The 21,461-nt window shown below is 63.9% G+C and carries 23 protein-coding genes; 8 read left to right on the top strand and 15 right to left on the bottom strand.

What is annotated here, in order from left to right; genetic code table 11:
* Window positions 1-48: 48 nt before the first annotated feature.
* The 6 genes from ACL9RJ_RS18065 to ACL9RJ_RS18040 all read right to left on the bottom strand — a co-directional run bounded on the left by ACL9RJ_RS18065 (window position 49) and on the right by ACL9RJ_RS18040 (window position 3,668).
* A complete protein-coding gene (locus tag ACL9RJ_RS18065) occupies window positions 49-843 on the bottom strand; it encodes a fimbrial biogenesis chaperone (protein WP_017129519.1) in 795 nt (264 codons plus the stop codon).
* Window positions 844-878: 35 nt separating this feature from the next.
* Window positions 879-1,379 (bottom strand): Csu type fimbrial protein, encoded by a 501-nt coding sequence (locus ACL9RJ_RS18060; RefSeq protein WP_422765517.1) that lies wholly within the window; start codon window positions 1,377-1,379, stop codon window positions 879-881.
* Between the two features lie 5 nt (window positions 1,380-1,384).
* Window positions 1,385-1,921 (bottom strand): Csu type fimbrial protein, encoded by a 537-nt coding sequence (locus ACL9RJ_RS18055; protein ID WP_042937119.1) that lies wholly within the window; start codon window positions 1,919-1,921, stop codon window positions 1,385-1,387.
* A gap of 20 nt (window positions 1,922-1,941) precedes the next feature.
* Complete coding sequence (locus tag ACL9RJ_RS18050; RefSeq protein WP_017129522.1) at window positions 1,942-2,466, bottom strand: Csu type fimbrial protein; 525 nt, start codon at window positions 2,464-2,466, stop codon at window positions 1,942-1,944.
* Window positions 2,467-2,568: 102 nt separating this feature from the next.
* Entirely contained in the window at window positions 2,569-3,081 is a 513-nt protein-coding gene (locus ACL9RJ_RS18045; protein WP_017129523.1) for a Csu type fimbrial protein, read from the bottom strand.
* 248 nt (window positions 3,082-3,329) lie between these two features.
* Complete coding sequence (locus tag ACL9RJ_RS18040; protein ID WP_212809923.1) at window positions 3,330-3,668, bottom strand: hypothetical protein; 339 nt, start codon at window positions 3,666-3,668, stop codon at window positions 3,330-3,332.
* Between the two features lie 332 nt (window positions 3,669-4,000).
* Here ACL9RJ_RS18040 and zapE point away from each other — a divergent pair, with 332 nt between their 5' ends.
* Together zapE and ACL9RJ_RS18030 are read left to right on the top strand one after the other, a co-directional pair.
* On the top strand, window positions 4,001-5,140 hold the full coding sequence (gene zapE, locus ACL9RJ_RS18035; RefSeq protein WP_177086602.1) for a cell division protein ZapE: 1,140 nt from the start codon (window positions 4,001-4,003) through the stop codon (window positions 5,138-5,140).
* Between the two features lie 70 nt (window positions 5,141-5,210).
* Window positions 5,211-6,521, top strand: a complete 1,311-nt coding sequence (locus ACL9RJ_RS18030; RefSeq protein ID WP_017129526.1) for a leucine-rich repeat-containing protein kinase family protein — start codon at window positions 5,211-5,213, stop codon at window positions 6,519-6,521.
* A 179-nt stretch (window positions 6,522-6,700) separates the two neighbouring features.
* Here the strand turns inward: ACL9RJ_RS18030 and ACL9RJ_RS18025 are convergent, their stop codons facing one another.
* On the bottom strand, window positions 6,701-7,405 hold the full coding sequence (locus ACL9RJ_RS18025) for a YebC/PmpR family DNA-binding transcriptional regulator (protein WP_017129527.1): 705 nt from the start codon (window positions 7,403-7,405) through the stop codon (window positions 6,701-6,703).
* 216 nt (window positions 7,406-7,621) lie between these two features.
* Between ACL9RJ_RS18025 and ACL9RJ_RS18020 the strand changes: the two genes are divergently transcribed.
* On the top strand, window positions 7,622-9,505 hold the full coding sequence (locus ACL9RJ_RS18020) for a type VI secretion system Vgr family protein (RefSeq protein ID WP_422765516.1): 1,884 nt from the start codon (window positions 7,622-7,624) through the stop codon (window positions 9,503-9,505).
* A gap of 28 nt (window positions 9,506-9,533) precedes the next feature.
* Here ACL9RJ_RS18020 and ACL9RJ_RS18015 read toward each other — a convergent pair whose 3' ends face one another.
* Window positions 9,534-10,391, bottom strand: a complete 858-nt coding sequence (locus ACL9RJ_RS18015) for a LysR substrate-binding domain-containing protein (RefSeq protein ID WP_422765515.1) — start codon at window positions 10,389-10,391, stop codon at window positions 9,534-9,536.
* Between the two features lie 113 nt (window positions 10,392-10,504).
* On the opposite strand from ACL9RJ_RS18015, the gene ACL9RJ_RS18010 reads away from it, so the two are divergent.
* On the top strand, window positions 10,505-11,674 hold the full coding sequence (locus ACL9RJ_RS18010) for a 2-aminoethylphosphonate--pyruvate transaminase (RefSeq protein ID WP_177086596.1): 1,170 nt from the start codon (window positions 10,505-10,507) through the stop codon (window positions 11,672-11,674).
* Between the two features lie 5 nt (window positions 11,675-11,679).
* Window positions 11,680-12,507, top strand: a complete 828-nt coding sequence (phnX, locus tag ACL9RJ_RS18005; protein WP_177129431.1) for a phosphonoacetaldehyde hydrolase — start codon at window positions 11,680-11,682, stop codon at window positions 12,505-12,507.
* A gap of 22 nt (window positions 12,508-12,529) precedes the next feature.
* Here the strand turns inward: phnX and ACL9RJ_RS18000 are convergent, their stop codons facing one another.
* A complete protein-coding gene (locus ACL9RJ_RS18000; RefSeq protein WP_422765514.1) occupies window positions 12,530-13,633 on the bottom strand; it encodes a DUF2855 family protein in 1,104 nt (367 codons plus the stop codon).
* 55 nt (window positions 13,634-13,688) lie between these two features.
* Between ACL9RJ_RS18000 and ACL9RJ_RS17995 the strand changes: the two genes are divergently transcribed.
* Complete coding sequence (locus ACL9RJ_RS17995; protein WP_017129532.1) at window positions 13,689-14,351, top strand: TetR/AcrR family transcriptional regulator; 663 nt, start codon at window positions 13,689-13,691, stop codon at window positions 14,349-14,351.
* A 3-nt stretch (window positions 14,352-14,354) separates the two neighbouring features.
* On the opposite strand, the gene ACL9RJ_RS17990 is transcribed toward ACL9RJ_RS17995, so the two are convergent.
* Window positions 14,355-14,912 carry an NADPH-dependent FMN reductase gene (locus tag ACL9RJ_RS17990; RefSeq protein ID WP_017129533.1) on the bottom strand — a complete coding sequence of 186 codons (558 nt, stop codon included), beginning with the start codon at window positions 14,910-14,912 and terminating at the stop codon, window positions 14,355-14,357.
* Between the two features lie 217 nt (window positions 14,913-15,129).
* Here ACL9RJ_RS17990 and ACL9RJ_RS17985 point away from each other — a divergent pair, with 217 nt between their 5' ends.
* Together ACL9RJ_RS17985 and ACL9RJ_RS17980 are read left to right on the top strand one after the other, a co-directional pair.
* Window positions 15,130-15,369, top strand: coding sequence for a hypothetical protein (locus tag ACL9RJ_RS17985; RefSeq protein WP_017129534.1), 240 nt, complete (start codon window positions 15,130-15,132; stop codon window positions 15,367-15,369).
* Window positions 15,370-15,469: 100 nt separating this feature from the next.
* A complete protein-coding gene (locus tag ACL9RJ_RS17980; RefSeq protein ID WP_177086590.1) occupies window positions 15,470-16,366 on the top strand; it encodes a LysR family transcriptional regulator in 897 nt (298 codons plus the stop codon).
* 31 nt (window positions 16,367-16,397) lie between these two features.
* On the opposite strand, the gene ACL9RJ_RS17975 is transcribed toward ACL9RJ_RS17980, so the two are convergent.
* From ACL9RJ_RS17975 to ACL9RJ_RS17955, 5 genes are all read right to left on the bottom strand, one after another.
* Entirely contained in the window at window positions 16,398-16,958 is a 561-nt protein-coding gene (locus tag ACL9RJ_RS17975) for a GNAT family N-acetyltransferase (RefSeq protein WP_042937128.1), read from the bottom strand.
* Window positions 16,959-16,972: 14 nt separating this feature from the next.
* Entirely contained in the window at window positions 16,973-19,228 is a 2,256-nt protein-coding gene (locus ACL9RJ_RS17970; protein WP_177107607.1) for an Orn/Lys/Arg decarboxylase N-terminal domain-containing protein, read from the bottom strand.
* 118 nt (window positions 19,229-19,346) lie between these two features.
* Window positions 19,347-20,102: a DNA polymerase III subunit epsilon gene (gene dnaQ / locus ACL9RJ_RS17965; RefSeq protein ID WP_017129538.1), complete on the bottom strand. Its 756-nt coding sequence runs from the start codon at window positions 20,100-20,102 to the stop codon at window positions 19,347-19,349.
* On the bottom strand, window positions 20,095-20,547 hold the full coding sequence (gene rnhA / locus ACL9RJ_RS17960; RefSeq protein ID WP_017129539.1) for a ribonuclease HI: 453 nt from the start codon (window positions 20,545-20,547) through the stop codon (window positions 20,095-20,097). Before rnhA ends, dnaQ begins: the two co-directional genes overlap by 8 nt.
* A 90-nt stretch (window positions 20,548-20,637) precedes the next feature.
* Complete coding sequence (locus ACL9RJ_RS17955) at window positions 20,638-21,396, bottom strand: class I SAM-dependent methyltransferase (protein ID WP_017129540.1); 759 nt, start codon at window positions 21,394-21,396, stop codon at window positions 20,638-20,640.
* Window positions 21,397-21,461 lie beyond the last annotated feature (65 nt).

Here is a 21,461-nt window from a genome sequence, read left to right as displayed (position 1 = left end):
GGCAGATAGTGGATATGACGAGCCCACACTCAGCTCACTCCCTGTTCTTCACTGATCCGCCTTGACGCTCTGGACCTGTGGTGCACCATTGACCCGCAACAGCAGTTCCTGGCCGCCGGCCAGGGGTTCCGGTACCGGCCAGCGCATGGTCGCCCCCGGCAGGACATACCCCATCAGGCCCTCGACCACCGGCCGGGGCTGGCCGCCCTGCCTGAGCGCCACATCGGTCAGTCGCGCATGCACCGCGCCGCGATTGCGGATCTCGATATAGGAACGCCCGCCCTGCGCCACCTTGCGCCAGCTCAGGTCAGGGACCCCGGCACTTTTCGGGTCGCGCTGGCGCGTCAGGTCTTCCTTGCTCCAGAGCCCCGCGCCATAGGTGAACAAGGGCACCGAGTAACGCATCTGGAACTGGATCGCCGCCGCCGTCTTGCCTTCCGAGGCGGCGGTATCCGGCGATTTCGCCGAGGGGATCTCATCGATGATGATGCGGTAGGCCTGCTCCCGTCCCGGTGGCACGTCGCGGGTCCGGGTCAGGCGCACCAACTGCTTCTGGCCCGGCTCGATGCGCGCCACCGGCGGACTGCCGATCACCTCGCGCTGGTTCTGGTACTGGTCGTCGAACCCGTTCTGGCTCCAGGCGAAGACCCGGATCTGCAGGTTGGTGGTTTCATTGCCGCGATTCTCCAGCCACAGCGCGCTGGCCTGCTGGTCGGCCTCCAGGACCGGGTCGATCGGCCAGATCAATACCGAGCTTGCCGCCCAGGCCTGGCCCGCGCCCAGCAAGACCATGGCCAGCACTCCGTCACGCACGGCCCGCAAGTGCCGGGAGGGTGAATACATACGCAAACTCCTTGTCGCTTCAATTGAACCGCCCCCTACCAGGACAGCTGTACCTGCAGCACATCGCTGTAGGTTCCCGCCGGCTGATTCCCCGGTAATACCACCCTGCCGTAGATCGGCAGGCTGATGTTGTTCGCATTGCCGTAGGCCACGTTCACGCTCTGGCTGATCCCCAGCGCCTGGCTCAGGCCGGCGTCGCTGAACAGCTGGTACGCCACCAGGGCGGTGCCGCTGTTGAGCTTCAGGTGACGGCCACTGTTGTTGTTCTGCCCACCATCGACACTCATGCTCAGGGTCACCCCCGGCGTGCATTGCAATTGCACTCCGCTGGTCAGCGAGGTCGACACCGTACTGGTCGACAACGCCGAGTAGCTGCCGTAGTTCAGGTTGCCGTAGTTGGAGCCCCCGCCCACCACCAGGCAACCGGCGATAATGCTGGCACTGACCTGGAAACTCGCACTGGTAACCGCCGCCAGCGGCAACGGCAGGCTGCTCGCGCAGGCCAGCAGCACGAAGGCGCATCCATGGCCGGCCATCGCACTCAGAAGCTCAATTGCACGGAGATGGTGTCGCTGTAGGTCCCGGCCGGCAGCCCGGGTTTACCCACCGCCTTGCCCCAGAGATTGATGGTCTGGGCCGCGCCGGTACTGGCCGCGAGGTTGATCACCCCATTGCTCGCCAGAATGTTGTTGTACCCGGAGTCGGTGTAGAGGTCATAAGGCACGAAGTGCGACACCCCGTCGTACAGGGCCCGGGTCCCACCGGTGGACTGCCCGTCGTGCAGGCCGCCCTGGATGGTCACGGTGGGCGTGGTGCCGGCCGAGCACTGGATCGACACCGCGCCACCGCCGGCGGCCACCAGTTGGGTGCCGGTCTGGGTGAACAGGCTATCGGTGGTACCGAAATTCAGCGTACCGAAGTTCAGGTTGGTGGCACCGGCCCCGCCGTTGACCAGGCAACTGCTGGTCAGGATCAGGGTCGAACTGATCTGCCCGGTGACGGTGGTCGCAGCCTGGGCAGCGGTGGCCAGTGCCAGGCCGAGCACTGATAAAACAAGACGCGAAGCAAGTTGCTGCATGATGCTCATCCTCTGTTGAGTTACCAGTCCAACGTGACCGTCAGCGTGTCGCGGTAAGTACCTGCCGGCAGTGCGTTGGTATTCGCCACCACGGCGCCATAGACCGGAATCGGCCTCTGGGCTCCGGTGCTGACGGCGAAATTGCGTTGTTGCCCGATGCTGTAGCTGTCGGTGCCGGCGGCATCGACGGTGAGTCGGTAGGGAATGGTCTGGCGGCCGTTGCTCAGGCGCCGGGTGGTGCCGTCACCGTTGACACCACCATCGATGGTCACGGTGAAGCCACTGACCGAGGTATTGCAGGTGACTTGCAGGGCCCCACCGCTGCCGGTGATCGCTGCGTTTAGCGGACGGGTCCAGGTCGGCCCCGAACTGCCGAAATCCAGTCGCCCGAGATTCCCGGGCATGGGCGCCACCCCGGCATTCACCTCGCAGGCCGGTGAAATGACCAGCCGGGCCTGGATGGTCCCGGTCATTACCGCCTCGGCACCGCCCGCCAGCAAAAGCAGGGGCGCGAGGGCGAGCACGACGCGGTTGCGGTATTTCATATGCCGATCCTACTTCCATCAGGATAAAACCGATTGGCCGCCCGCTCGCGGGCGACATTCCTTTTCCTGCCGGGTCCACCCGGCAGAGGTTGCTGCAAACGCCTACCAGGTGACGGTCACCTTCACGATATCGGTGTAACGGCTGACGCGCGGCACCTGGGCCAGGGGTTCGATCCGCGCATACAACGGCAGCTCCACCGAACCGCTGTCGGGCACGGTGCCGCTCAAGGCTTCGTTGACCGGCAACGCAGTACGCCGCGCGGCATCGCGGTAGAGTCGATAGGGAATCGGGCTGCTGCGGGAATCGCCCGCCAGGTAACGCACTTCACCGATGCCGCCGTGCAGGCCGCCGTCGATGCGCACTTGATAAGGGGTGTCGGGATTGCATTCCAGGCGTGGCAGGCGGGCACTGGTCAGCGCGGCGCTCAAGGGCCCCGCCGGATCGTTGAGACGGGCGGTGTTGCCAAAGTCGAGCACGCCCAACTGGTCGATGCCCGCCTCGCGGGTCACGCCGACCAGCTGGCAGCCGCGCATCACATTGACCCGCACCTCCACCTGGAGCTGCGCGGCCAACGCCTGGGCGCTGCACAATGCGCTCACGACTGCCAAAACCATAGGTCCTTTCACGGCCTCAATCCTTTTGAGGGATGGCTTGCTAACATCAGGTTAGCAGTGAAGGACAAAGCTGCCAGCTGAGTCAGAAATTCAGCCACATATTTGCAGTACTTTTCCTAGGTCTTTTCACTCAAGACCCTGTAGTTCTTCTCGGAAAAAGCTGTATTCACAGTAGAATTTCGTTCAGAGGTGCCGGGATTCAACGGAACGGCCTGGAACATTTTGTTTCGATTAGGCGAGCGACTCGGCTACCAACCCAACGTCACGACGACCGTATCGCGGTAGGGTCCGGCAGTCCGCGTGCGAGCGCTATCAAGATCATGGACCCGGGTGTCGACCTTGACGGTGAACTGGGTCGGACTGTTGGGCGAAGAACCACAGCTCACCGCCAGGTGGTCCCGGATCCCGGGCAATCGGGGGTCGAGCGGTTTGCTTCGATCCAGGCCCGCCCCGGCGGCGTGGCTGACTTCACAACCGGCAGTGATCACCAGGCGGGCCTCGATCTGCCCGCCAACAGCCGCCCGGGCACTGTCGGGCAGCAGGCAGAACGCGCCCAGCGCGAGCAACAGTCGATGGATGGAGTGCATGGGTCGGTCCCGTTCTTAAGGCATTCGCACGGGCTCCGCTCAATGGCTCAATCCATTTGAGCGGCGGGGACCTTGACGAAAAAAGCCGAGCGATGAAAAGCGCCTCAGAATAAACGGTATGGCCATATGCCTGCATTGGTTTTATGTGCAAGCCGACATATGGCAGCGCAAAACATCGTCGCGCGCCCTTCAGGAATTGCTGACTGCCACATTTTGTATGGTTAAATTAGCGCGACTGTCGCCAAGATAGCCTTGCGCCATCTGCGCGACGACGCTTGCCAGGACACCATGACCGGGACGATCAGGATTTTCACCTAAGGGGACCTTCTCCGTTGGCCGCTCTACCTCCTCATCGCCCCGGCGTGAAATCCCGCTGGCCGGCCCTGCGCCGGTTGTTCGGCAAGGCCCTCTCCGGCAAGGCCGGCGTGGTAGCGCCGCACCATGACGTGCACGAGTATTTCCGGCACAAGGCCAGCCATCAGGGTTATACCCTGAGCCACAGCCAGCAGCGGGTCATCGAACGCATGGCCCAGCAGGCCACCGCGCTGTTGCAGGCCTCGCCCCAGCAGCGCCAGCGCAGCCTGTACCTATATGGTGCCGTCGGTCGCGGCAAGAGCTGGTTGCTGGACGGTTTTTTCCAGGCCGTGCCGATTGCCGAGAAACAGCGCCTGCATTTCCACGATTTCTTCGCCCGCCTGCACCAGGGCATGTTTATCCATCGCGAAGAACCGGATGCCCTCGGCCGCACACTCGACGAACTGCTGGAGGGATGCCGGCTGCTGTGCTTCGACGAATTCCATGTCCATGACATCGGCGATGCCATGCTGATCACCCGGCTGTTCAAGGCGCTGTTCCAGCGCGGCGTGCTGTTGGTGGTGACGTCCAATTACCCGCCCCAGGGCCTGCTGCCAAACCCGCTCTATCACGCGCGGTTCAAACCGGTGATCGATCTGATCCACGCGCGGATGGATGTCATGGAAGTCGGCGGCCCCCACGACTACCGCAGCCAGCCGCGCAGTCATGCCCAGCAGCAATTCACCCACGGCCAGTACATCTGGCCCGGCAGCCTCGAACAACGCCAGGCCCTGCAACTGCCGGAGCGCGGGGCCGCGGCCTCCCCGCTGGTGGTCGGTGCGCGTCAACTGAGGGTGCGCCAGAACCAGGATCGCCACGTGCGCTTCGAGTTCGCCGACCTGTGCGAAGAACCCACCGCGGTGATGGACTACCTGGAGCTGTGCCGGCGTTTCGATACCTGGATCATCGACGAACTGCCCAGCCTCGAGAACTGCTCGATCGCCGCCCAGCAGCGTTTCATCAACCTGATCGACGTCCTCTACGACCAGGACAAGCGCCTGCTGCTGATCGGCGCACAGCCGCTGCGCGACAGTCTCGGCGGCAATGCCATCGACCTGGCGCGCACCCGTAGCCGCCTGGGCCAGCTGGTGGAAGTCGGTCCCCGAACGCAACCATGAGCAAGGTCGCCTCCACACCGTTATGATGGCGGCCTTTTTCGCTGATCGTGACCCGTACGGACCTCCGCTTATGGATACCCTTGCCCAACTGCGCGCCGGCCAATTGACCGGCATCAAGCGACTCGACCTGTCCTGCGGGCTCACCGAGTTTCCCCGGGAAATCTTCCAGCTGGCCGACTCCCTGGAAATCCTCAACCTGAGCGGCAACCAGTTGAGCAGCCTGCCGGATGACCTGCATCGCCTGCCGCACCTGCGCATCCTGTTCTGTTCCGACAACCTGTTCACCGAGCTGCCCGCCTGCCTGGGCCAGTGCGCCCGGCTGAGCATGGTCGCCTTCAAGGCCAATCGCATCGAACACGTGCCGCCGGCGGCATTGCCGCCACTGTTGCGCTGGTTGATCCTGACCGACAACCGGATCGGCGAACTGCCCGATGAACTGGGCCGCCGCCCCCTGCTGCAAAAGCTCATGCTGGCGGGCAATCGCCTGCGACACCTGCCGGCGACCCTGGCCGATTGCCACAAGCTCGAACTGATCCGCATCGCCGCCAACCAGTTGAGCGAACTGCCGCAGTGGCTGCTGACCCTGCCCAGCCTGGCCTGGATCGCCTATGCCGGTAATCCGCAACTCGATCACACCGGCGAGGTCCTGGCCGGTGACAGCACGCCGAATATCGGCTGGGCCCGGTTGCAGCTCGGGCAACGGCTGGGCGAAGGTGCTTCCGGCGTCATCAGCCAGGCCCTGTGGACCCGGCCTTCGGCACCGGACCAGGCCGTGGCGGTCAAGCTGTACAAGGGCAGCATGACCAGCGACGGTTCGCCCCAGAATGAAATGAATGCCTGCATCGCCGCCGGCCTGCACCCGAACCTGATCCGGGTCGAGGGTCGTATCGTCGATCATCCCGATGGCCAGGCCGGCCTGGTGATGGAACTGATCGATCCGCAATTCGCCAATCTCGCGGCGCTGCCCAGCCTCGACTCGTGCAGCCGCGATGTGTACCGGGACGAGACCCGCTTCAGCGCCGATCAGGCCTTGCGCATGGCGCGGGGAATCGCCTCGGTGGGTGCGCACCTGCATCGCCTGGGGCTGTGCCACGGCGACCTGTACGCCCACAATATTCTCTACAACGAAGCCGGGGATTGTCTGCTCGGGGATTTTGGCGCCGCATCGTTCCATGCCCCGACCGACAGCCTGGAAACCCGCGCCCTGCAACGTATCGAGGTGCGTGCGTTCGGCATTTTCCTGGGGGAGTTGCTGGAGCGGATCGACGGGGAAATGGACCGGCCCGCGCTTGAGTCGCTGCAGGCCTTGCAGTTGCGCTGCGTCCAGCCGGATGTACTGGCCCGGCCGGGGTTCGAGGCGATCTGCGCGGATTTGCTGTAGCAGCAGCGGGAGGCCTGCTGAGACTGGCCTTGCCGGTCAGGCCGCTATCGCCAGCAACCGGCTCCTGCAAGTTCGTCGCACCACAAGATATCAGTGTGCCCACGGCCCTGCAGGAGCCGGCTTGCTGGCGATAAGGCCACTAAGAACGGCTCCTGCAGCAAGCCGTACATAGCCTGAAATCAGCCCGCCAGGCCGACGAACATGTCCTGCACGTCATCATGGTTGTCCAGGCCTTCGAGGAAGGCTTCGACTTCCGCCATCTGCTCGTCGCTCAAGCCGCTGACCGGGTTCTTCGGCTGGTAGCCCAGCTTGGCCGACAAGACGGTGAAACCCTGCTCGGGCAAGGCTTTCTGCACGGCGTCGAGATCGGTCGGCTCGGTGATGAACAGGGTCGCGCCCTCTTCGCCCGCCTCGAAATCCTGCGCGCCGGCTTCGATGGCCGCCACTTCCGGGTCCGCATCCGGGGTATCCGGCGCGGCTTCGATCAGGCCGACATGGTTGAAGTCCCACGCCACCGAACCCGAGGCACCCAGCTGGCCCTTGCGGAAGGCCACGCGGATTTCCGCCACGGTACGGTTGATGTTGTCGGTGACGCATTCGACGATCAGCGGCACCTGATGGGGGGCGAAGCCTTCATAGGTCACACGGTGGTACTGCACGGTCTCGCCCAGTTGGCCGGAACCTTTCTTGATCGCACGTTCCAGGGTCTCACGGGGCATCGAGGCCTTTTTCGCCTGCTCCACCACCAGGCGCAGGTGCGCGTTGGTGGTGATGTCCGCGCCATTGCGCGCGGCGATGGTGATTTCCTTGACCAGTTTGCCGAACAGCTTGCCCTTGGCGTTGGCTGCCGCCTCTTTGTGTTTAACCTTCCACTGTGCGCCCATTACTCACTCTCTCGATCAGTGGCGTCGTGACATCTATTGGCCGACGCTTTGCGCGCAGTTTATACGGCAAAAAGTCGCTGATCGACCAAAACCTGACAATCGCTACGACTCTACCCAGATCATCGTAGGCAAATTCCCAAAAGCCGTTTTGCTATGTCCAGGCGTCCGCGGCATTTCGTACCCTCTGCCGCAAAATCCCCTATAAGAAGAGATGCAATGGCTCAGGACAAGGAACGACTGATCTCACTGGCGATTCTCCCTTTCGCGACGCCCTTCCAGGTCATTCACTTCAGCGGGCGCGAGGCCCTGAACCGGCCCTATCGTTTTGAAATCGAACTGCTGGGCGATGATCCCGAGCTGGACCTGAACCTGCTGCTGCAACAGCCGGCATTCCTCAGTTTCGGCCGGGCCCGGGAAGGTGCCCACGGCCTGATCCATGAAGTCAGTCGTCGCCATCTCAACCCGGAGCTGTGCCACTACCGGATGGTCCTGGGCCCGCGCCTCCAGCTTCTCGAACGCAATGCCAGGCGCCGGGTGTTCTACGACCTGAGCGTCCCCGAGATTCTTCGCCAGTTGCTCGAGAGCCACGGCCTGACCGCCGCCGACTATCGCTTCGAACTCCACCAGGGCATCTACCCACCGCGTCCGCAATGCCAGCAACACGACCAGGACGACCTGCAGTGGCTGAACCGGCTATGCGAGGAGGAAGGCATTCACTATCACTTCGAACACAGTCCCCGACAGCATGTCGTGGTATTCGCCGAAGATCCCCAGGCCTTTCCCGAGCGCGCCGGTACCGTACCCTACCGTGAAACCCCGCCTGACGACGGGCAGCCGGTGATCAGCCGACTTCACGAACGCCACGCGATGCTTTCCCACGCCGACCCTCAGCGGCCGGCCGGGGTCGTTTGTCCGCACTGGTCGGCACAGGCCTGGAACCCTGCACCCGAGCCTGACGGTGCGGCCAATCAGGCAGGGGCCTATGGCCCGCCCCCGGCGATTGCCGATCCGCAGCAACGGCATGCCCTGCAACGCAGCCGGCGAACCCTGGAGCGGTTGCGCTGCGAAGGCCGGCAGGTCCTGGGCAACAGCAACCTGGGGGAACTGCACAGCGGCGATGTACACCGGCTGAGCGGCCACCCCCGTGCGACACTCAACGACCAGTGGCTGATCATCGAAGTCCAGCACTGGGGCGAGCAACGACTGAATGGCGAGGCACTCGGGCCGCTCGGTGACGAATACGGGCAGACACCCTTGTCGGATGAGCACTTCGAGGCCGGGGGCTACGGCAATCACTTCCGGGCGATCCCCTGGGCCACACCGTTTCGCCCGGCCCTGCGCCAGAAACGACCGCGGCAACAGGGTTATCAACTGGGCACCGTGCTCGGCCCGCCAGGACAGTCGGCGCAGGCGGATGCCCAGGGACGCCTGCCTGTCCGGTTGCAGGGTGCCCTGCACTCGGCGGACCACCTTCCCGGCTGCTGGATTCCCCTGGGGATGGCCGAAGGAAAAGCTCCGCCGGTAGGCAGCCAGGTGCTGATCGACTGTGTCGACCATGACCCGGACCAACTGGTGATCTGCGGTTTCCTGGCCGGGCGGGAGAGCGATATGCCCCCCGCTGCCATGCCTGCCGAGCAACCGCCGATACGCCAGCAGGACCCCTGCCATCCCGTCACGGCGTCGGGCGCAGCCGATGCACCGGGAGAGATCCACCTCTACGAACAGCCGCAGAACCCTGGCCGCTGCCTGTGCGACAGCATCTGGTACATCGTGCGCATGCCTCGCCCGGGCCTCAAGGAACTGGCACGCCTGGGCCGTGACGACATCCTGCTCGAAGGCCGCAGCGATGCCCGCGGCGTCGCCATGCTCAGTGCGTACCAGAAACACCGGCTGGCGCTGGAGCTGGGTAATACCCCGGAACAGCTCTGGCTGCTCTACCCCGGGCAATGCGTGGCCCTGCACGACTACCTGACGCAACACTGGAGCCCCGCTCAACGCCAGGCCCTGCTCCAGGGCAGCCCGCACGACAGTTGCACGCCCTGTCGTGACGAGTTGAACAGCATCTATGAATGGTTGATCAAGCCTGCCGGACCAGACTGAGCCGGGCTGGACCGAATTGAACGGTCCCTCAGGGCGCCAGCCCGAGGAGCGCCTGGATCAGGCGCAGTTCGGTACGCCGCTCCAGACAACCGATCATGTGCCGGTTGCGCAAGCCATCACCGATGATCGGCACGGCGCGGATGCGCGGGTCATGGCTGACCTCCAGGGACGAGACGATCCCCAGTCCCAGGTCGGCCGCCACTGCCTCGGTCACCGCCTCGCGGCTGTCCAGCTCCAGCAACACCCGCGGGATGACCCCGGCCAGCCCACAGGCCTGGTCGAAGGTCCGGCGGGTAATCGACGAAGGCTCGCGCAACACCATGATCACCTGATCCAGGCGCTGCAGGGCGATACCTTCGCGCTCGGCCGCCCAGGGATGCCCGGCGGGCACCAGGACACAGATCCGCGACTCGCTCAAGGCTTGCAGGTGCAGCCCCTTGCGTGGCTCGACCTCGGTCAGCACCGCGACATCGGCATGCTCCGCGAGCAGCGCCGCCAATGTCTCCTGGGCATTGCCGAGCCGCAGGTTGACGGTGATTCCCGGATAACGCGCACGCAGGCTGGCCAGCATCGGCATGACCATGTGCGGCCCATCCGCCGCCACTTCCAGGCGCCCGGTGAGCAACTGGCGATTGGCTTCGAGCATGACCCGCGCCTCCTCGGCGAGCCCGAACATCGCCCGGGTGATGGCTGCCAGGCGGGTGCCCTGCTCCGTCAGTTCCACGCGCCGTGCCGTACGACGCAACAGGGTGATCTGGTAGTGCTCTTCCAAGGCCTTGATATGCCCGGTGACCGCCGGCTGGCTGATAAACAGCCGGGCGGCGGCACGGGTAAAGCTGCCCTCGCGGGCCACGGCATCGAATGCGCGGAGTTGGAACAGGTTCATTGCTATCGGCCTCACTTATAGCTCGCATAACAACAAACAATTTGATTGATGACAAGGCAAACTGCAATTTATGCCCTGTATCCCGTCAATGATCAGCGCTGCAAGGAAACCCCATGAGTACCGCCGCTCCCGTCATGTCCGGCCCTGTTCTTCTCACACCCGGCCCGCTCACCACCTCGGCCCGCACCCGCCAGGCGCTGCTGCAGGACTGGGGTTCCTGGGACGAGCGCTTCAACCGGCTGACCGCCAGTGTCTGCGAACAGTTGCTGGACATCGTCAACGGCACCGGGACCCACCATTGCATCCCGTTGCAAGGCAGCGGGACTTTTGCCGTCGAGGCGGCCATCGGCACCCTGGTGCCCCGTGACGGCAAGGTCCTGGTGCTGATCAACGGCGCCTATGGCAAGCGCCTGGCGACGATCTGCAAGGTGCTGGGCCGGGCCTTCTGCACCCTGGAAACCGCCGAGGACCAGCCGAGCGATGCCGCCGAGATCGAACGCCTGCTGCTCGCCGATCCGACCATCAGCCATGTCGCGCTGATCCATTGCGAAACCAGCACCGGCATTCTCAACCCGCTGCAGGAGATCGCCGAGGTGGTGGCCCGTTGCGCCCGACGCCTGATCATCGATGCCATGAGTTCCTTCGCCGCCTTGCCCATCGACGCCCGGCAGGTGCCGTTCGACGCGCTGATCGCCGCCTCCGGCAAATGCCTGGAAGGCGTGCCGGGCATGGGTTTTGTCCTCGCCCGCCAATCCACGCTGGCCATGGCGGCCGGCAACTCCCATTCATTGGCGATGGACCTGCATGACCAGCAGGACTACCTGGCGCGGACCGGCCAGTGGCGCTTCACGCCGCCGACCCACGTGGTCGCGGCCCTGCACGAGGCCCTGTTGCAGTATCGCGAAGAAGGCGGCCAGCCGGCGCGCCATCGACGCTATGCGGACAACTGCCGGGTATTGCTCGAGGAACTCGGCAAACTGGGCTTGCGCAGTTTCCTGCCGAGCGCGATCCAGGCGCCGATCATCGTTACCGTGCATGCGCCGCAGGACCCGCGCTATCAGTTCAAGGCGTTCTACGAACGGGTCAAGGCCAAGGGTTTCATTCTCTATCCGGGCAAGCTGACCGAAGTCGAGACCTTCCGCGTGGGCTGCATCGGCCACATCGACAGCCGTGACATGCGGGCCGCCGTCCAGGCGATCGGCGACGTGCTGCGGGAAATGGAAGTCCTGGCTGTCTCAATTCGATCACGCCCAGCCGATCATTACTTTTCGTCCTTGAGGTAACCACCATGAACTACACCCAACCGACCCGATTGCAGGCAGCCATCCTCGACTGGGCCGGCACCGTCGTCGACTTCGGCTCCTTCGCACCGACCCAGATCTTCGTCGAAGCCTTCGCCGAGTTCGACGTGCAGGTGTCCATCGAGCAAGCCCGGGGCCCGATGGGCATGGGCAAGTGGGATCATATCCGCACCCTGTGCGACCAGCCGCAGATCGCCGAGCGCTATCGCCAGGTATTCGGGCGCGTGCCGAACGACGCCGATGTCACGGCCATCTACCAGCGCTTCATGCCCTTGCAGATCGAAAAGATCGCCGAACATTCGGCCCTGATCCCCGGCGCCCTCGACACCATTGCCCAGTTGCGCCAGCAGGGCCTGAAGATCGGCTCGTGCTCCGGGTATCCGGCCCAGGTCATGGCCAAGGTCGTCGAACTGGCGGCCGGCAACGGCTATGTGGCCGACCATGTGGTCGCCACCGACGAAGTGCCGAACGGCCGCCCGTGGCCGGCCCAGGCCCTGGCCAATGTGATCGCCCTGGGCATCGACGATGTCGCGGCCTGCGTGAAGGTCGACGACACGGTTCCGGGAATCCTCGAAGGACGTCGCGCCGGCATGTGGACCGTCGCCCTGGTGTGCTCCGGCAATGCCCTCGGCCTGACCCACGAGGCCTATCGCGCGCTGGACAGCGCCAGCCTTGCCGCCGAGCGCCAGCGTATCCACGGCCTCTTCGCAGGCTCGCGTCCGCACTACCTGATCGACACCATCAACGAGCTGCCCCAGGTGATCGCGGCGATCAACCAGCGCCTGGCAAACGGGGAAATGCCCCAGGCCAGCTGACCGGAACGGCCCGCCAGCGATATCAGAGCTTGATGACATGTCCACGGTCAGGCGGCACCTGGCCGTGACAGAGCTGCGAGATCACTTGCCGTGCCGCCGGATAACCTTCATCCACCTGAACCTCCAGCAGCGGTTGCGGCCCCTGGGTGACAAACCGGTAGAACCGCTGCAGGCCCTCGCCGATATGTGCACTGACACGTCCCGGGCCCCAGTCCGCATTGCGCTTGCGAATCTGGATCGGCGCAAAGAAGAACACCGGCGTGGGCCCTTCCATGGCAGTCAACCGGGCCTCGCCGGTGGTCTGCGCGGAGCCGGCGAAGCAGCTGTAGACCAGCCGTCCGCCCAACTGCCGATGGACCCGGTCACGCAGTTGCAGGTCACCGGAAAAGTCCACATAAAGCGTCGGCTGCTCTTGCGTCAGCTCACTCAGTTCGTCATAGCCCAGGGTCTGCTCGTAACAGCCCAGGCCCACGACAAACGCCTTGTTGCCCGTCGATGTCAACGCGATGCGCTGCACTCCCGACTGCCCTTCCAGGCAGACGGCGGTGCTGAACGCGGTCTTGCTCGAGGCACTGGAAAACACCAGGCGCGTGGCACCGAAGAACTGGTTGTCCGCCAGGAAGTCCGCCAGCATCGAGGAGGTGAGGAACAACGGCTTGAGCAGGATCTGCAGGTTCTCGGTCGCCGGGCTGTAGTACGGGTCCCAACTGCAACGGGTGTACTGGTTATAGGCCGAGGTCAGTTCCTGGCGGTGCGCCGCACCATCGTAGAATCCGCGCTCGGTCACCCGCTCCGGCTTCATCCACAGGTGACTGGCAATCGGGAAGTAACCGTAGAAACGTTCACCGACCGTCACCCCTTCGACATTCGACGCCAGCACATCGGCGAAACCCCACACCGGCATATGACCCCAGTCGTCCTCGCCGGTAGGAAAAAATCCCCAGTAGTTCATCGAGTCGCCATAGGCCGCGTAGGTGATGTTATTGGTGGTCAGCGCACAGCGCTCGACCTTCAGGATGGCCTCACCCGGCCCGGGTACCAGGCTGCGCTGCACCTGATCGAGCAGGCTGCGGTCGAGGGCATTTTTGCGGGTGAGCAGCCGTGTTACCGTGCTGGTACTTGGCATGGTCAAACTCCTTTGGCTTGGATAATGGCGAATGCACTCAGAGTAATGGCAGACCATGAAAAACGGGTTCGGAAACGCCGGCAGGCCCACTGCCAGCAGCCTCAAGCCCCGGGCCAAACCGCTCAAGCGGCCCAGCCAGGCCCGGGCGATCTTTACCGTCGAGGCGATCTACCAGGCCTTTGTTCGGATTTGGCGGCGCGACGGCTGGAAGGCCCTGACCACCCGCGCGGTTTCCCTGGAAGCCGGGGTGGCCGTCGGCACCCTGTACGACTACTTCCCGAGCAAGGAAGCCCTGCTCTCGGGGTATGTGCGCCATAGTGTCGAGCGCCTGCTGCAACAGCTCGACGCACAGGTGATCCAGCCCACGGACCTTGACTGGCGGACCCGGGTAGAACGCCTGATACGCCTGAGCGGCCATCCCGCCGCGCCGGACCAGCCCTTGTTCGACTACGAGTTGTTGATGCTCGAACACCAGATCGCCGAGCCCAAGCACCACCAGCGGGTCTTCGAGGAATTGTCCAGGGCCTGGCACCAGGCCTTCGCGGCCTGCACCGACCTCGCACAGCCACCGACCGCCGGGCAGGTCGACGCCTGGCTGGTACTGGTCTGGGGCGGACGACGTTATTGCCGTCTCGCGCAGCTGTCAGCGGCGGCCATGGACAACTGGCTGGCGCAGACCCAGGCGCTGGTCACCCGGCACCTGGAGCCTGCGACCTGAAGGTCAGGCCTTCTTGTGCTGCTCGACCCACTGCGCGTAGGCATCGATAAAGCCCTGCAGGAACGGCTTGCTCTGTTCCGCCAGCCTGCCTGACTCATCGAAGGCGCTGCCCGCGCCGCCGAAATAGGCTTCCGGCTGCTGCATGCACGGCACATTGAGGAACACCAGCGACTGGCGCAGGTGATGGTTGGCACCAAAGCCCCCGATGGCTCCCGGCGATACGCTGATCACCGCGCCGGGCTTGCCGCTCCAGGCGCTCTTGCCATAGGGCCGGGAACCGACGTCGATGGCGTTCTTCAGCACGCCGGGCACCGAGCGGTTGTATTCCGGGGTCACGAACAGCACCGCATCGGCACTGGCGACCTGCTGGCGGAACGTCGTATAGGCCGCCGGCGGCGCGCCATCAATATCTTCGTTGTAGAGCGGCAGGTCGCCGATCTCGACGATCTTCAACGTAAGGTTGGCTGGCGCGAGAGCGGCCAGGGCCAGCGCGACCTTGCGGTTGAGCGATTCTTTTCTCAGGCTGCCGACCAGGACAGCGACGGTATGGACAGTACTCATGGACATTCCTGATAGTCGGGATAAGGGAGCTTTAGTTATAGATGATCAGGCGCCATGGCTCGCGCTATTTTCTTCCCGCCAGTCCGGCATTACCCCGCGCGAAACCGGAAGTCTGTAGGATAAGCGGACTATTTTTTCCACAGTGCAAAACTTCCCCCGCCAAATCACGGTCTACTGAGCCGCTAATCGGGTGTTCATTTCCAGAGGTTCTAAACAGATGGCCGCAGTACTCGTCGGACAATTTCATGCCAGGGACGCGGAAGGTCGCGTCTATTCCGTGCATGAGTTCCAGGAATCCACGCCTTCAGCCGAAGGCCTGGCCGGCACGGAGCCAGTCACCACCTACAAGCTCGCCATTGGCGACCGCGTCAATAAACTCGACGACAACGAGTTCCTGCTGGTGCAATCGGGGATAACCATCATCCGCGAGCCAGAGAGCAACGTTGTCGCTTCATAACTCATCGTTATCAGCTGTCACCCTGAGCTGCAGTCTTGCGCGCCAACTTGAGTTAGGATCAGTCCACTGACCTCCTCTGTGCTGGACATGGACTTCACGCATGCGTTTACGCCATATCGAAGCAATCCAGGCCATCCTGCAGACCGGCAACCTCGGCGCCGCCGCCGAGTTGCTGCAGCTGCCGGCGTCCACGCTCAGCACCACCTTGCAGGATGCCGAACAGCAACTGGGCTTCCTGTTGTTCGCCACCGTGCGCGGACGGATGCAGGCGACGCGTGAAACCCGCGAACTGCAACCGCTGATCAACCGCCTGTATCGGGAGCTGGAGCCACTGCGCCGCCTGGCCGGTGAGCTGCGCCAGCATCAGGAGCCGCCCTTGCGGGTGATCTGTACCCCGACCCTCGCCCAGCACCTGCTTCCGCAAAGTATCGCGGCCCTGCGTCGACGCTTTCGCGAAACGCCCTGCACACTGTCCAGCCAGCACACCCGCGACATCGTCCGCAGCCTGCTGTTGCACGAGATCGATCTGGGCCTGAGCCTGCACAACCCCGAACACCCGCAGATCCAGTGCGAAGCGTTGACCCAGGGCAAACTGCAACTGCTCGCTCCCCACGGCTGGCTGCAGCCCAGGCAGAAATACATTTCCCTGCAGGACCTGGCGGGACAATCGATGGTTGGCCTGGAGGAACAGGACACCCTCAGCCTGCTGCTCGATGGCAAGCTGCAGGCCCTGCGTCCGCAGCCGCTGGTGCAGACGCGGGTCCAGACCTACCAGATGATGCGCAGCATGGTCGAAGCCGGCGAAGGCCTGGCGATTGTCGACCCGTTCACCGCCGTGGGTGCCCGGGACGGCGGGCTGGATGCCTGTCCGCTATCGCCGGCCATTCCCATCACCCTGTACGCCCTGACCCTGAAGGAGCACGAGCCTTCGGCGGCACACAAGGCCCTGCTGGAAATCGTCGGCGAAAAAGCCACGGCGATGCTGGCACCGTCCTGATCCGCGGATCGACGGTCAGGCAGGGCCGTGGCTAGAACAGCAGATACCAGAACAGTGCCACCTCGGAAGTCTGGGCATCGATTCCGCGATAACGCAGGTGATCCATTCCGCCCAGCACATAACCGCAGCGTTCATAGAGCCGGCATGCCCCCAGGTTGTTGTTCTGGGTTTCCAGCATGATCCCCGGCAGGTTTTTCTTGTGGCTCCAGAACCGCACCACATCCAGCAGCGACTTGGCTACGCCATGGCGGCGCGCGCGGGCATCCACCGCCAGTTCGTCGACATGGGCGAAACCGTTCCAGTTGGTGCTGACCACCACATGCCCGACCGCCCGCCCATCGAGATAGGCCATGAAGATCGCACTGTCCGCCGCGCCCCGATAGCTGGCGAACTCCTCGGGGTCGATGCCATAGCACTTGCGATACGGTGCCACCGCGACCAGTGGCCACTGGTCGACCTTGCGGTTCATCTCGGCGCGGCCATAGGCCTTGACTTCGAAACTGAAATCGCTGCCCCAGATGTACTCGGAGAAGCCCTCGTCGGCCACCCGGACCGAGACGTCGGGGTCTTTCGGGTTCATGACTAAATGCATAGGGCGAACTGTCCTCAATCCTTGATGCAATCGACGGTATAGCAGCGGCCATGACCGTCGTCTTCATGTTGCAGGCCGTGCACGTCCGCGACAAAGCCGGGAAAACCGCTGTCGAAGGCGCGGGCGAAGGCCAGGTAGTCAATGATCGAACGGGTCGCTTCGGTAAAACGCTCACCGGGCATGATCAACGGGATGCCGGGTGGGTAAGGTACCAGCATTACGGCCGCGACCCGACCTTGCAGTGCGTCGATCGACACGGCCTCGACCTCGCCACGGACCAGGCGGTCATAGGCATCAGCGGGCTTCATGGCGATTTCCGGCAGCACCGTGTACATGCGCTTGAGGTGCCTGGCCGTGGCATTGCTGCGATAACAGCCGTGCAGTTGATCACACAGGTCGCGCAAACCCATCCCCTGATAACGCTGCGGCCCTTGTTTCGCGACGGACGGCAGGCAACTGGCCAGGCCGACATTGGCGTCGTAGTTGCGCTTGAACTCCAGCAACTCGGTCAGCAGGGTGCTCCATTTGCCCTTGGTGATGCCCATGGAGAACAGCACCAGGAACGAATAGAGACCGGTCTTCTCCACCACCAGGCCGCGTTCCCAGAGAAACTTGCTGACCACCGCCGCCGGAATCCCGCGTTCGCTCAGCGCACCGCCGGCGGTCAGGCCCGGCATCACCAGGGTGACCTTGATCGGATCCAGCAGCACGTAGTCCTCGGCGACATCGCCAAAGCCATGCCAGTCAGCCTGCGGCTCCAGCAGCCAGTCGGCGGTCTCGACCCGGTCGATACCCTCCACCCGTGGCGCCTGCCAGATACTGAACCACCAGTCATCGGCGGCAATGTGCTGCCTCAGGTTGGCCAGGGCCCGGCGGAAGCTCAGCGCTTCATCGAACATTTCCTGCAACAGCGAGCGCCCCGCCGGGCCTTCCATCATCGCCGAGGCGACATCCAGGGAGGCAATGATGCTGTACTGCGGCGAGGTGGAGATATGCATCATGAAGGCTTCGTTGAAACGGTCGCGGTCCAGTTGGCGCGCGCCTCCGTCCTGCACATGGATCATCGAGGCCTGGCTGAAGGCCGCCAGCAGCTTGTGGGTCGAATGGGTGGTGAACACCAGCGGGCTGTCCGGGGTTCGCGAGGTGCCCATGCCATAGCGTCCGGCGAAGAACTCATGAAAGGCGGCATAGGCATACCAGGCCTCGTCGAAATGCAGTACTTCGACACTGTTGCCCAGGCTCTGCTTGATCAGTTCGGCGTTGTAGCAGAGACCGTCATAGGTCGAGTTGGTAACCACCGCCAGCTTGACCTTCGGCACCCGGCCCCGGGTCAGCGGGCTGGCATCGATCTTCGCCTGGATCGACTCGCGGCTGAATTCGCCCAGGGGAATCGGGCCGATGATTCCCAGTTCGTTGCGCTCCGGACACAGGTACAGCGGGATGGCGCCGGTCATGATGATCGAATGCAGCACCGACTTGTGACAGTTGCGGTCCACCAGCACCAGGTCGTCGCGCCCGACCATCGAATGCCAGACGATCTTGTTCGCGGTCGAAGTGCCGTTGATCACGAAGAACGTGTGGTCGGCGCCGAAGTTGCGCGCCGCCCGCGCCTCGGCCTCGGCCAGCGGGCCGGTGTGGTCGAGCAACGAACCCAGCTCCGGTACGGACACCGACAGGTCGGAACGCAGGGTGTTTTCCCCGAAGAACTGATGGAACGCCTGCCCCACCGGACTCTTGCGGTAGGCCACGCCACCACCGTGCCCCGGCGTGTGCCAGGAATAGTTGGAGTCGGCGGTGTGCTGCACCAGCGCCCGGAAAAATGGCGGCAACAGGCCATCCAGGTAATTGCGCGCGGCCCGGGCCACCTGGCGCGCCAGGAACGGCACGGTGTCCTCGAACAGGTAAAGGATGCCGCGCAACTGATTGAGCTCGCTCATGGCATCGGCCGGCGCGTTTTCCAGGGTGACCTGTTCACCGAGGGCAAAGATCGGCAGATCGGGGGCACGGACCCGTGCCAGGCGGATCAGCTCGACCATGTTCTGCAGCAGGTGGGTGTTTTCCCCGGCGCCCTCTGCCGCGATCAGCATGCAGGCCAGGCCGTGGTGGGTCGAGGCGACCAGGCGCCCCTCGGCATAATCGACGGCGCAGAAAACGCTGAAGCCTTCCTGCTCCAGCTCTTTGGCGATTCCCCGTACCCGATCCCCGGCGACAGTGTCCGCCTTGATATCGCGGTGCACGATCAGGATCGGAAACTTCAAATCCTTGTACATGGGCTTTTCAGTCCTGAAGCGGCGGAACGTTGTCCGCCTATTCCTTCAGGGTAGAAGCTGTTTGCCCTACATGTGAACTGAAGCGAGATCTCTTGTAACAAAAGCCCGCTGAAAATCCCTAGTGCAACTGCGACTCGGCTTCGGCCAGTTGTGTCCACAGCGCCGGCGCTCCGGCGGACTTGGCAATCACTTCCAGGCGAGCCAGGTGCTCGGCCAGTTCGCTCTCGCTGGCACGGATGATCCGGCTCGGCTTGCGGTCCGCCGGCAGGCGACGGATCTCGGTGGCCTGGTTGCCCGAACCTTCGCCGGAACCATTGCCGTCGGTGGCGTTGCCGGCCAGGGACAGGCTGGTCTGGCCACCGGTCATGGTCAGGTAGACGTCGGCGAGGATCTCCGAGTCGAGCAAGGCGCCGTGCAGTTCGCGGCCGGAGTTGTCGACGCCATAACGCTTGCACAGCGCATCGAGGTTGTTGCGCTGTCCCGGGTGCCGCTCCCGGGCCATCATCAGGGTATCGAGGATGCTGCAGTGCTGGCTGATATCGGCCCGGTCGTGCTGCCCCAGCAAGGCGAATTCGTTGTTGATGAAGCCAACGTCGAACGCCGCGTTATGGATGATCAGCTGCGCGCCCTTGATGAACTCGAAGAACTCGTCGGCCACTTCGCCGAAACGTGGCTTGCCCACCAGGAACTGGTCGGTGATGCCGTGGACGCCGATCGCGCCCTCGTCGCTTTCGCGGTCCGGTTGCAGGTAGACATGGAAGTGCCGGCCTGTCAGGCGGCGGCCCATCAGTTCGACGCAACCGATCTCGATGATCCGGTGGCCGTCGGTGACCGGCATACCGGTGGTTTCGGTATCGAGTACCACACTACGCATGTTTGATTCCTCGCACTTCATCCACGCCGCGGTTGGCCAACTGGTCGGCGCGCTCGTTGCCATGATGGCCGATATGCCCGCGTACCCATTTCCATTTCACGGTGTGACGGTTGACCTGCTCGTCGAGCAGTTGCCACAGGTCGGCATTCTTCACCGGCTCCTTGGCCGCGGTCTTCCAGCCGCGCTTCTTCCAGTTGACCATCCACTCGGTGATGCCTTTCATCACGTACTGGGAGTCGGTCACCAGCAGCACCTCGCACGGCCGCTTGAGTTCTTCCAGGCCGCGGATCGCGCCCAGCAGTTCCATGCGGTTGTTGGTGGTGTTGAGCTCGCCGCCCCAGAGTTCTTTCTCGACACCCTTGCAGACCAGCAGTGCGCCCCAGCCGCCGGGGCCGGGATTGCCCTTGCAGGCACCATCAGTGAAGAGTTCAACGCTATCGCTCATTACAACCTTTCCATCGAAAATTGCCCTGTGGCCCGTCGGCAGCTGGCCGACGACGCCCGGACCGGAGAACCCGGTCCCTGGAAAAAACACCTAGGGTTCGCTGTGGCGGCGGTTGACCTTGGCCATGGGCAACGGCACCAGCTTGCCGACCGGTTCGCGTCGCACCTGGCGCACGGGCCGCAGGCCGACCACGATCTTGCGCGCCACCAACAGATAGAAGCCACCGCCCGACAACTGCCAGCCGCCGGCAACCCGTTCCCAGCCCGCCAGTCGTGCCTGCCAGGCCGGTGAAGCCAGCGGCGGACGATAGCATCCGAAGCGGCGTTTCTCCAGCGCAAAGCCCAGCAGGTTCAGCCAGTCGGCGACCCGTGACGGCGAAATGCATCGGGCCTGGCGCAACGCATCGTGGGCAAACACGTGCCGCAACCCCCAGGCACTCCAGGGATTGATCCCGATGATCAGCAGGTGCCCGCCGGGACGCACGCTGGCCGCTGCTTCGCGCAGCAGGCCGTGGGGCGACAGGCAGAAATCCAGGCCGTGTTGAAGCACCACGACATCGGCCGCGTGTTCGCTCAACGGCCAGGCCCGTTCGTCGCAGACGATCTCCACCCCCGGCAGCGGCGCGCCGAGACGCACGTTGCGCCGCACCTGCTGTGCCTGTGGCGGGGTTTCGGCGGAGGGGCCGTAGTGCACCAGGTAACCGCCGAAATAACGCCCGAGTTCATCCTCGAGCATGCGCCGCTCTTCATCGAGCAGCAGTTGCCCCAACGGGCCGGACAACCAGTCACGGGCCGCGCTGATCAGTGCCAGCCAGTCAGGATCAGCCTGAGCGAACGCTTTATCGGTCATTGCTTGCTCCAACTCGCCATGAGTCCTTCCCAGGCTCTAAGATGCGCCATTGTTCTCCGCTTGGC

It is taken from the genome of Pseudomonas sp. Mn2068 (assembly GCF_049319725.1).
Classification (GTDB): Bacteria; Pseudomonadota; Gammaproteobacteria; order Pseudomonadales; family Pseudomonadaceae; genus Aquipseudomonas; species Aquipseudomonas gingeri.
The sequence above is the reverse complement of the archived record's forward strand: the minus strand, read 5'-3'. Positions and strand labels throughout refer to the sequence as shown.

What these genes read in the sequence shown, in the direction of transcription:
- phnX (WP_177129431.1), top strand. Translation starts at nt 11,680, where the DNA reads ATGAACTACACCCAACCGACCCGATTGCAGGCAGCCATCCTCGACTGG.
- ACL9RJ_RS18025 (WP_017129527.1), bottom strand. Translation starts at nt 7,405, where the DNA reads ATGGGCGCACAGTGGAAGGTTAAACACAAAGAGGCGGCAGCCAACGCC.
- ACL9RJ_RS17995 (WP_017129532.1), top strand. Translation starts at nt 13,689, where the DNA reads ATGAAAAACGGGTTCGGAAACGCCGGCAGGCCCACTGCCAGCAGCCTC.
- ACL9RJ_RS18015 (WP_422765515.1), bottom strand. Translation starts at nt 10,391, where the DNA reads ATGAACCTGTTCCAACTCCGCGCATTCGATGCCGTGGCCCGCGAGGGC.
- ACL9RJ_RS18010 (WP_177086596.1), top strand. Translation starts at nt 10,505, where the DNA reads ATGAGTACCGCCGCTCCCGTCATGTCCGGCCCTGTTCTTCTCACACCC.
- ACL9RJ_RS18060 (WP_422765517.1), bottom strand. Translation starts at nt 1,379, where the DNA reads ATGGCCGGCCATGGATGCGCCTTCGTGCTGCTGGCCTGCGCGAGCAGC.
- ACL9RJ_RS18030 (WP_017129526.1), top strand. Translation starts at nt 5,211, where the DNA reads ATGGATACCCTTGCCCAACTGCGCGCCGGCCAATTGACCGGCATCAAG.
- ACL9RJ_RS18065 (WP_017129519.1), bottom strand. Translation starts at nt 843, where the DNA reads ATGTATTCACCCTCCCGGCACTTGCGGGCCGTGCGTGACGGAGTGCTG.
- ACL9RJ_RS17990 (WP_017129533.1), bottom strand. Translation starts at nt 14,912, where the DNA reads ATGAGTACTGTCCATACCGTCGCTGTCCTGGTCGGCAGCCTGAGAAAA.
- ACL9RJ_RS18040 (WP_212809923.1), bottom strand. Translation starts at nt 3,668, where the DNA reads ATGCACTCCATCCATCGACTGTTGCTCGCGCTGGGCGCGTTCTGCCTG.
- ACL9RJ_RS17970 (WP_177107607.1), bottom strand. Translation starts at nt 19,228, where the DNA reads ATGTACAAGGATTTGAAGTTTCCGATCCTGATCGTGCACCGCGATATC.
- dnaQ (WP_017129538.1), bottom strand. Translation starts at nt 20,102, where the DNA reads ATGCGTAGTGTGGTACTCGATACCGAAACCACCGGTATGCCGGTCACC.
- ACL9RJ_RS18055 (WP_042937119.1), bottom strand. Translation starts at nt 1,921, where the DNA reads ATGCAGCAACTTGCTTCGCGTCTTGTTTTATCAGTGCTCGGCCTGGCA.
- ACL9RJ_RS17975 (WP_042937128.1), bottom strand. Translation starts at nt 16,958, where the DNA reads ATGCATTTAGTCATGAACCCGAAAGACCCCGACGTCTCGGTCCGGGTG.
- ACL9RJ_RS18020 (WP_422765516.1), top strand. Translation starts at nt 7,622, where the DNA reads ATGGCTCAGGACAAGGAACGACTGATCTCACTGGCGATTCTCCCTTTC.
- ACL9RJ_RS18045 (WP_017129523.1), bottom strand. Translation starts at nt 3,081, where the DNA reads ATGGTTTTGGCAGTCGTGAGCGCATTGTGCAGCGCCCAGGCGTTGGCC.
- ACL9RJ_RS18000 (WP_422765514.1), bottom strand. Translation starts at nt 13,633, where the DNA reads ATGCCAAGTACCAGCACGGTAACACGGCTGCTCACCCGCAAAAATGCC.
- ACL9RJ_RS17955 (WP_017129540.1), bottom strand. Translation starts at nt 21,396, where the DNA reads ATGACCGATAAAGCGTTCGCTCAGGCTGATCCTGACTGGCTGGCACTG.
- rnhA (WP_017129539.1), bottom strand. Translation starts at nt 20,547, where the DNA reads ATGAGCGATAGCGTTGAACTCTTCACTGATGGTGCCTGCAAGGGCAAT.
- ACL9RJ_RS18050 (WP_017129522.1), bottom strand. Translation starts at nt 2,466, where the DNA reads ATGAAATACCGCAACCGCGTCGTGCTCGCCCTCGCGCCCCTGCTTTTG.
- ACL9RJ_RS17980 (WP_177086590.1), top strand. Translation starts at nt 15,470, where the DNA reads ATGCGTTTACGCCATATCGAAGCAATCCAGGCCATCCTGCAGACCGGC.
- ACL9RJ_RS17985 (WP_017129534.1), top strand. Translation starts at nt 15,130, where the DNA reads ATGGCCGCAGTACTCGTCGGACAATTTCATGCCAGGGACGCGGAAGGT.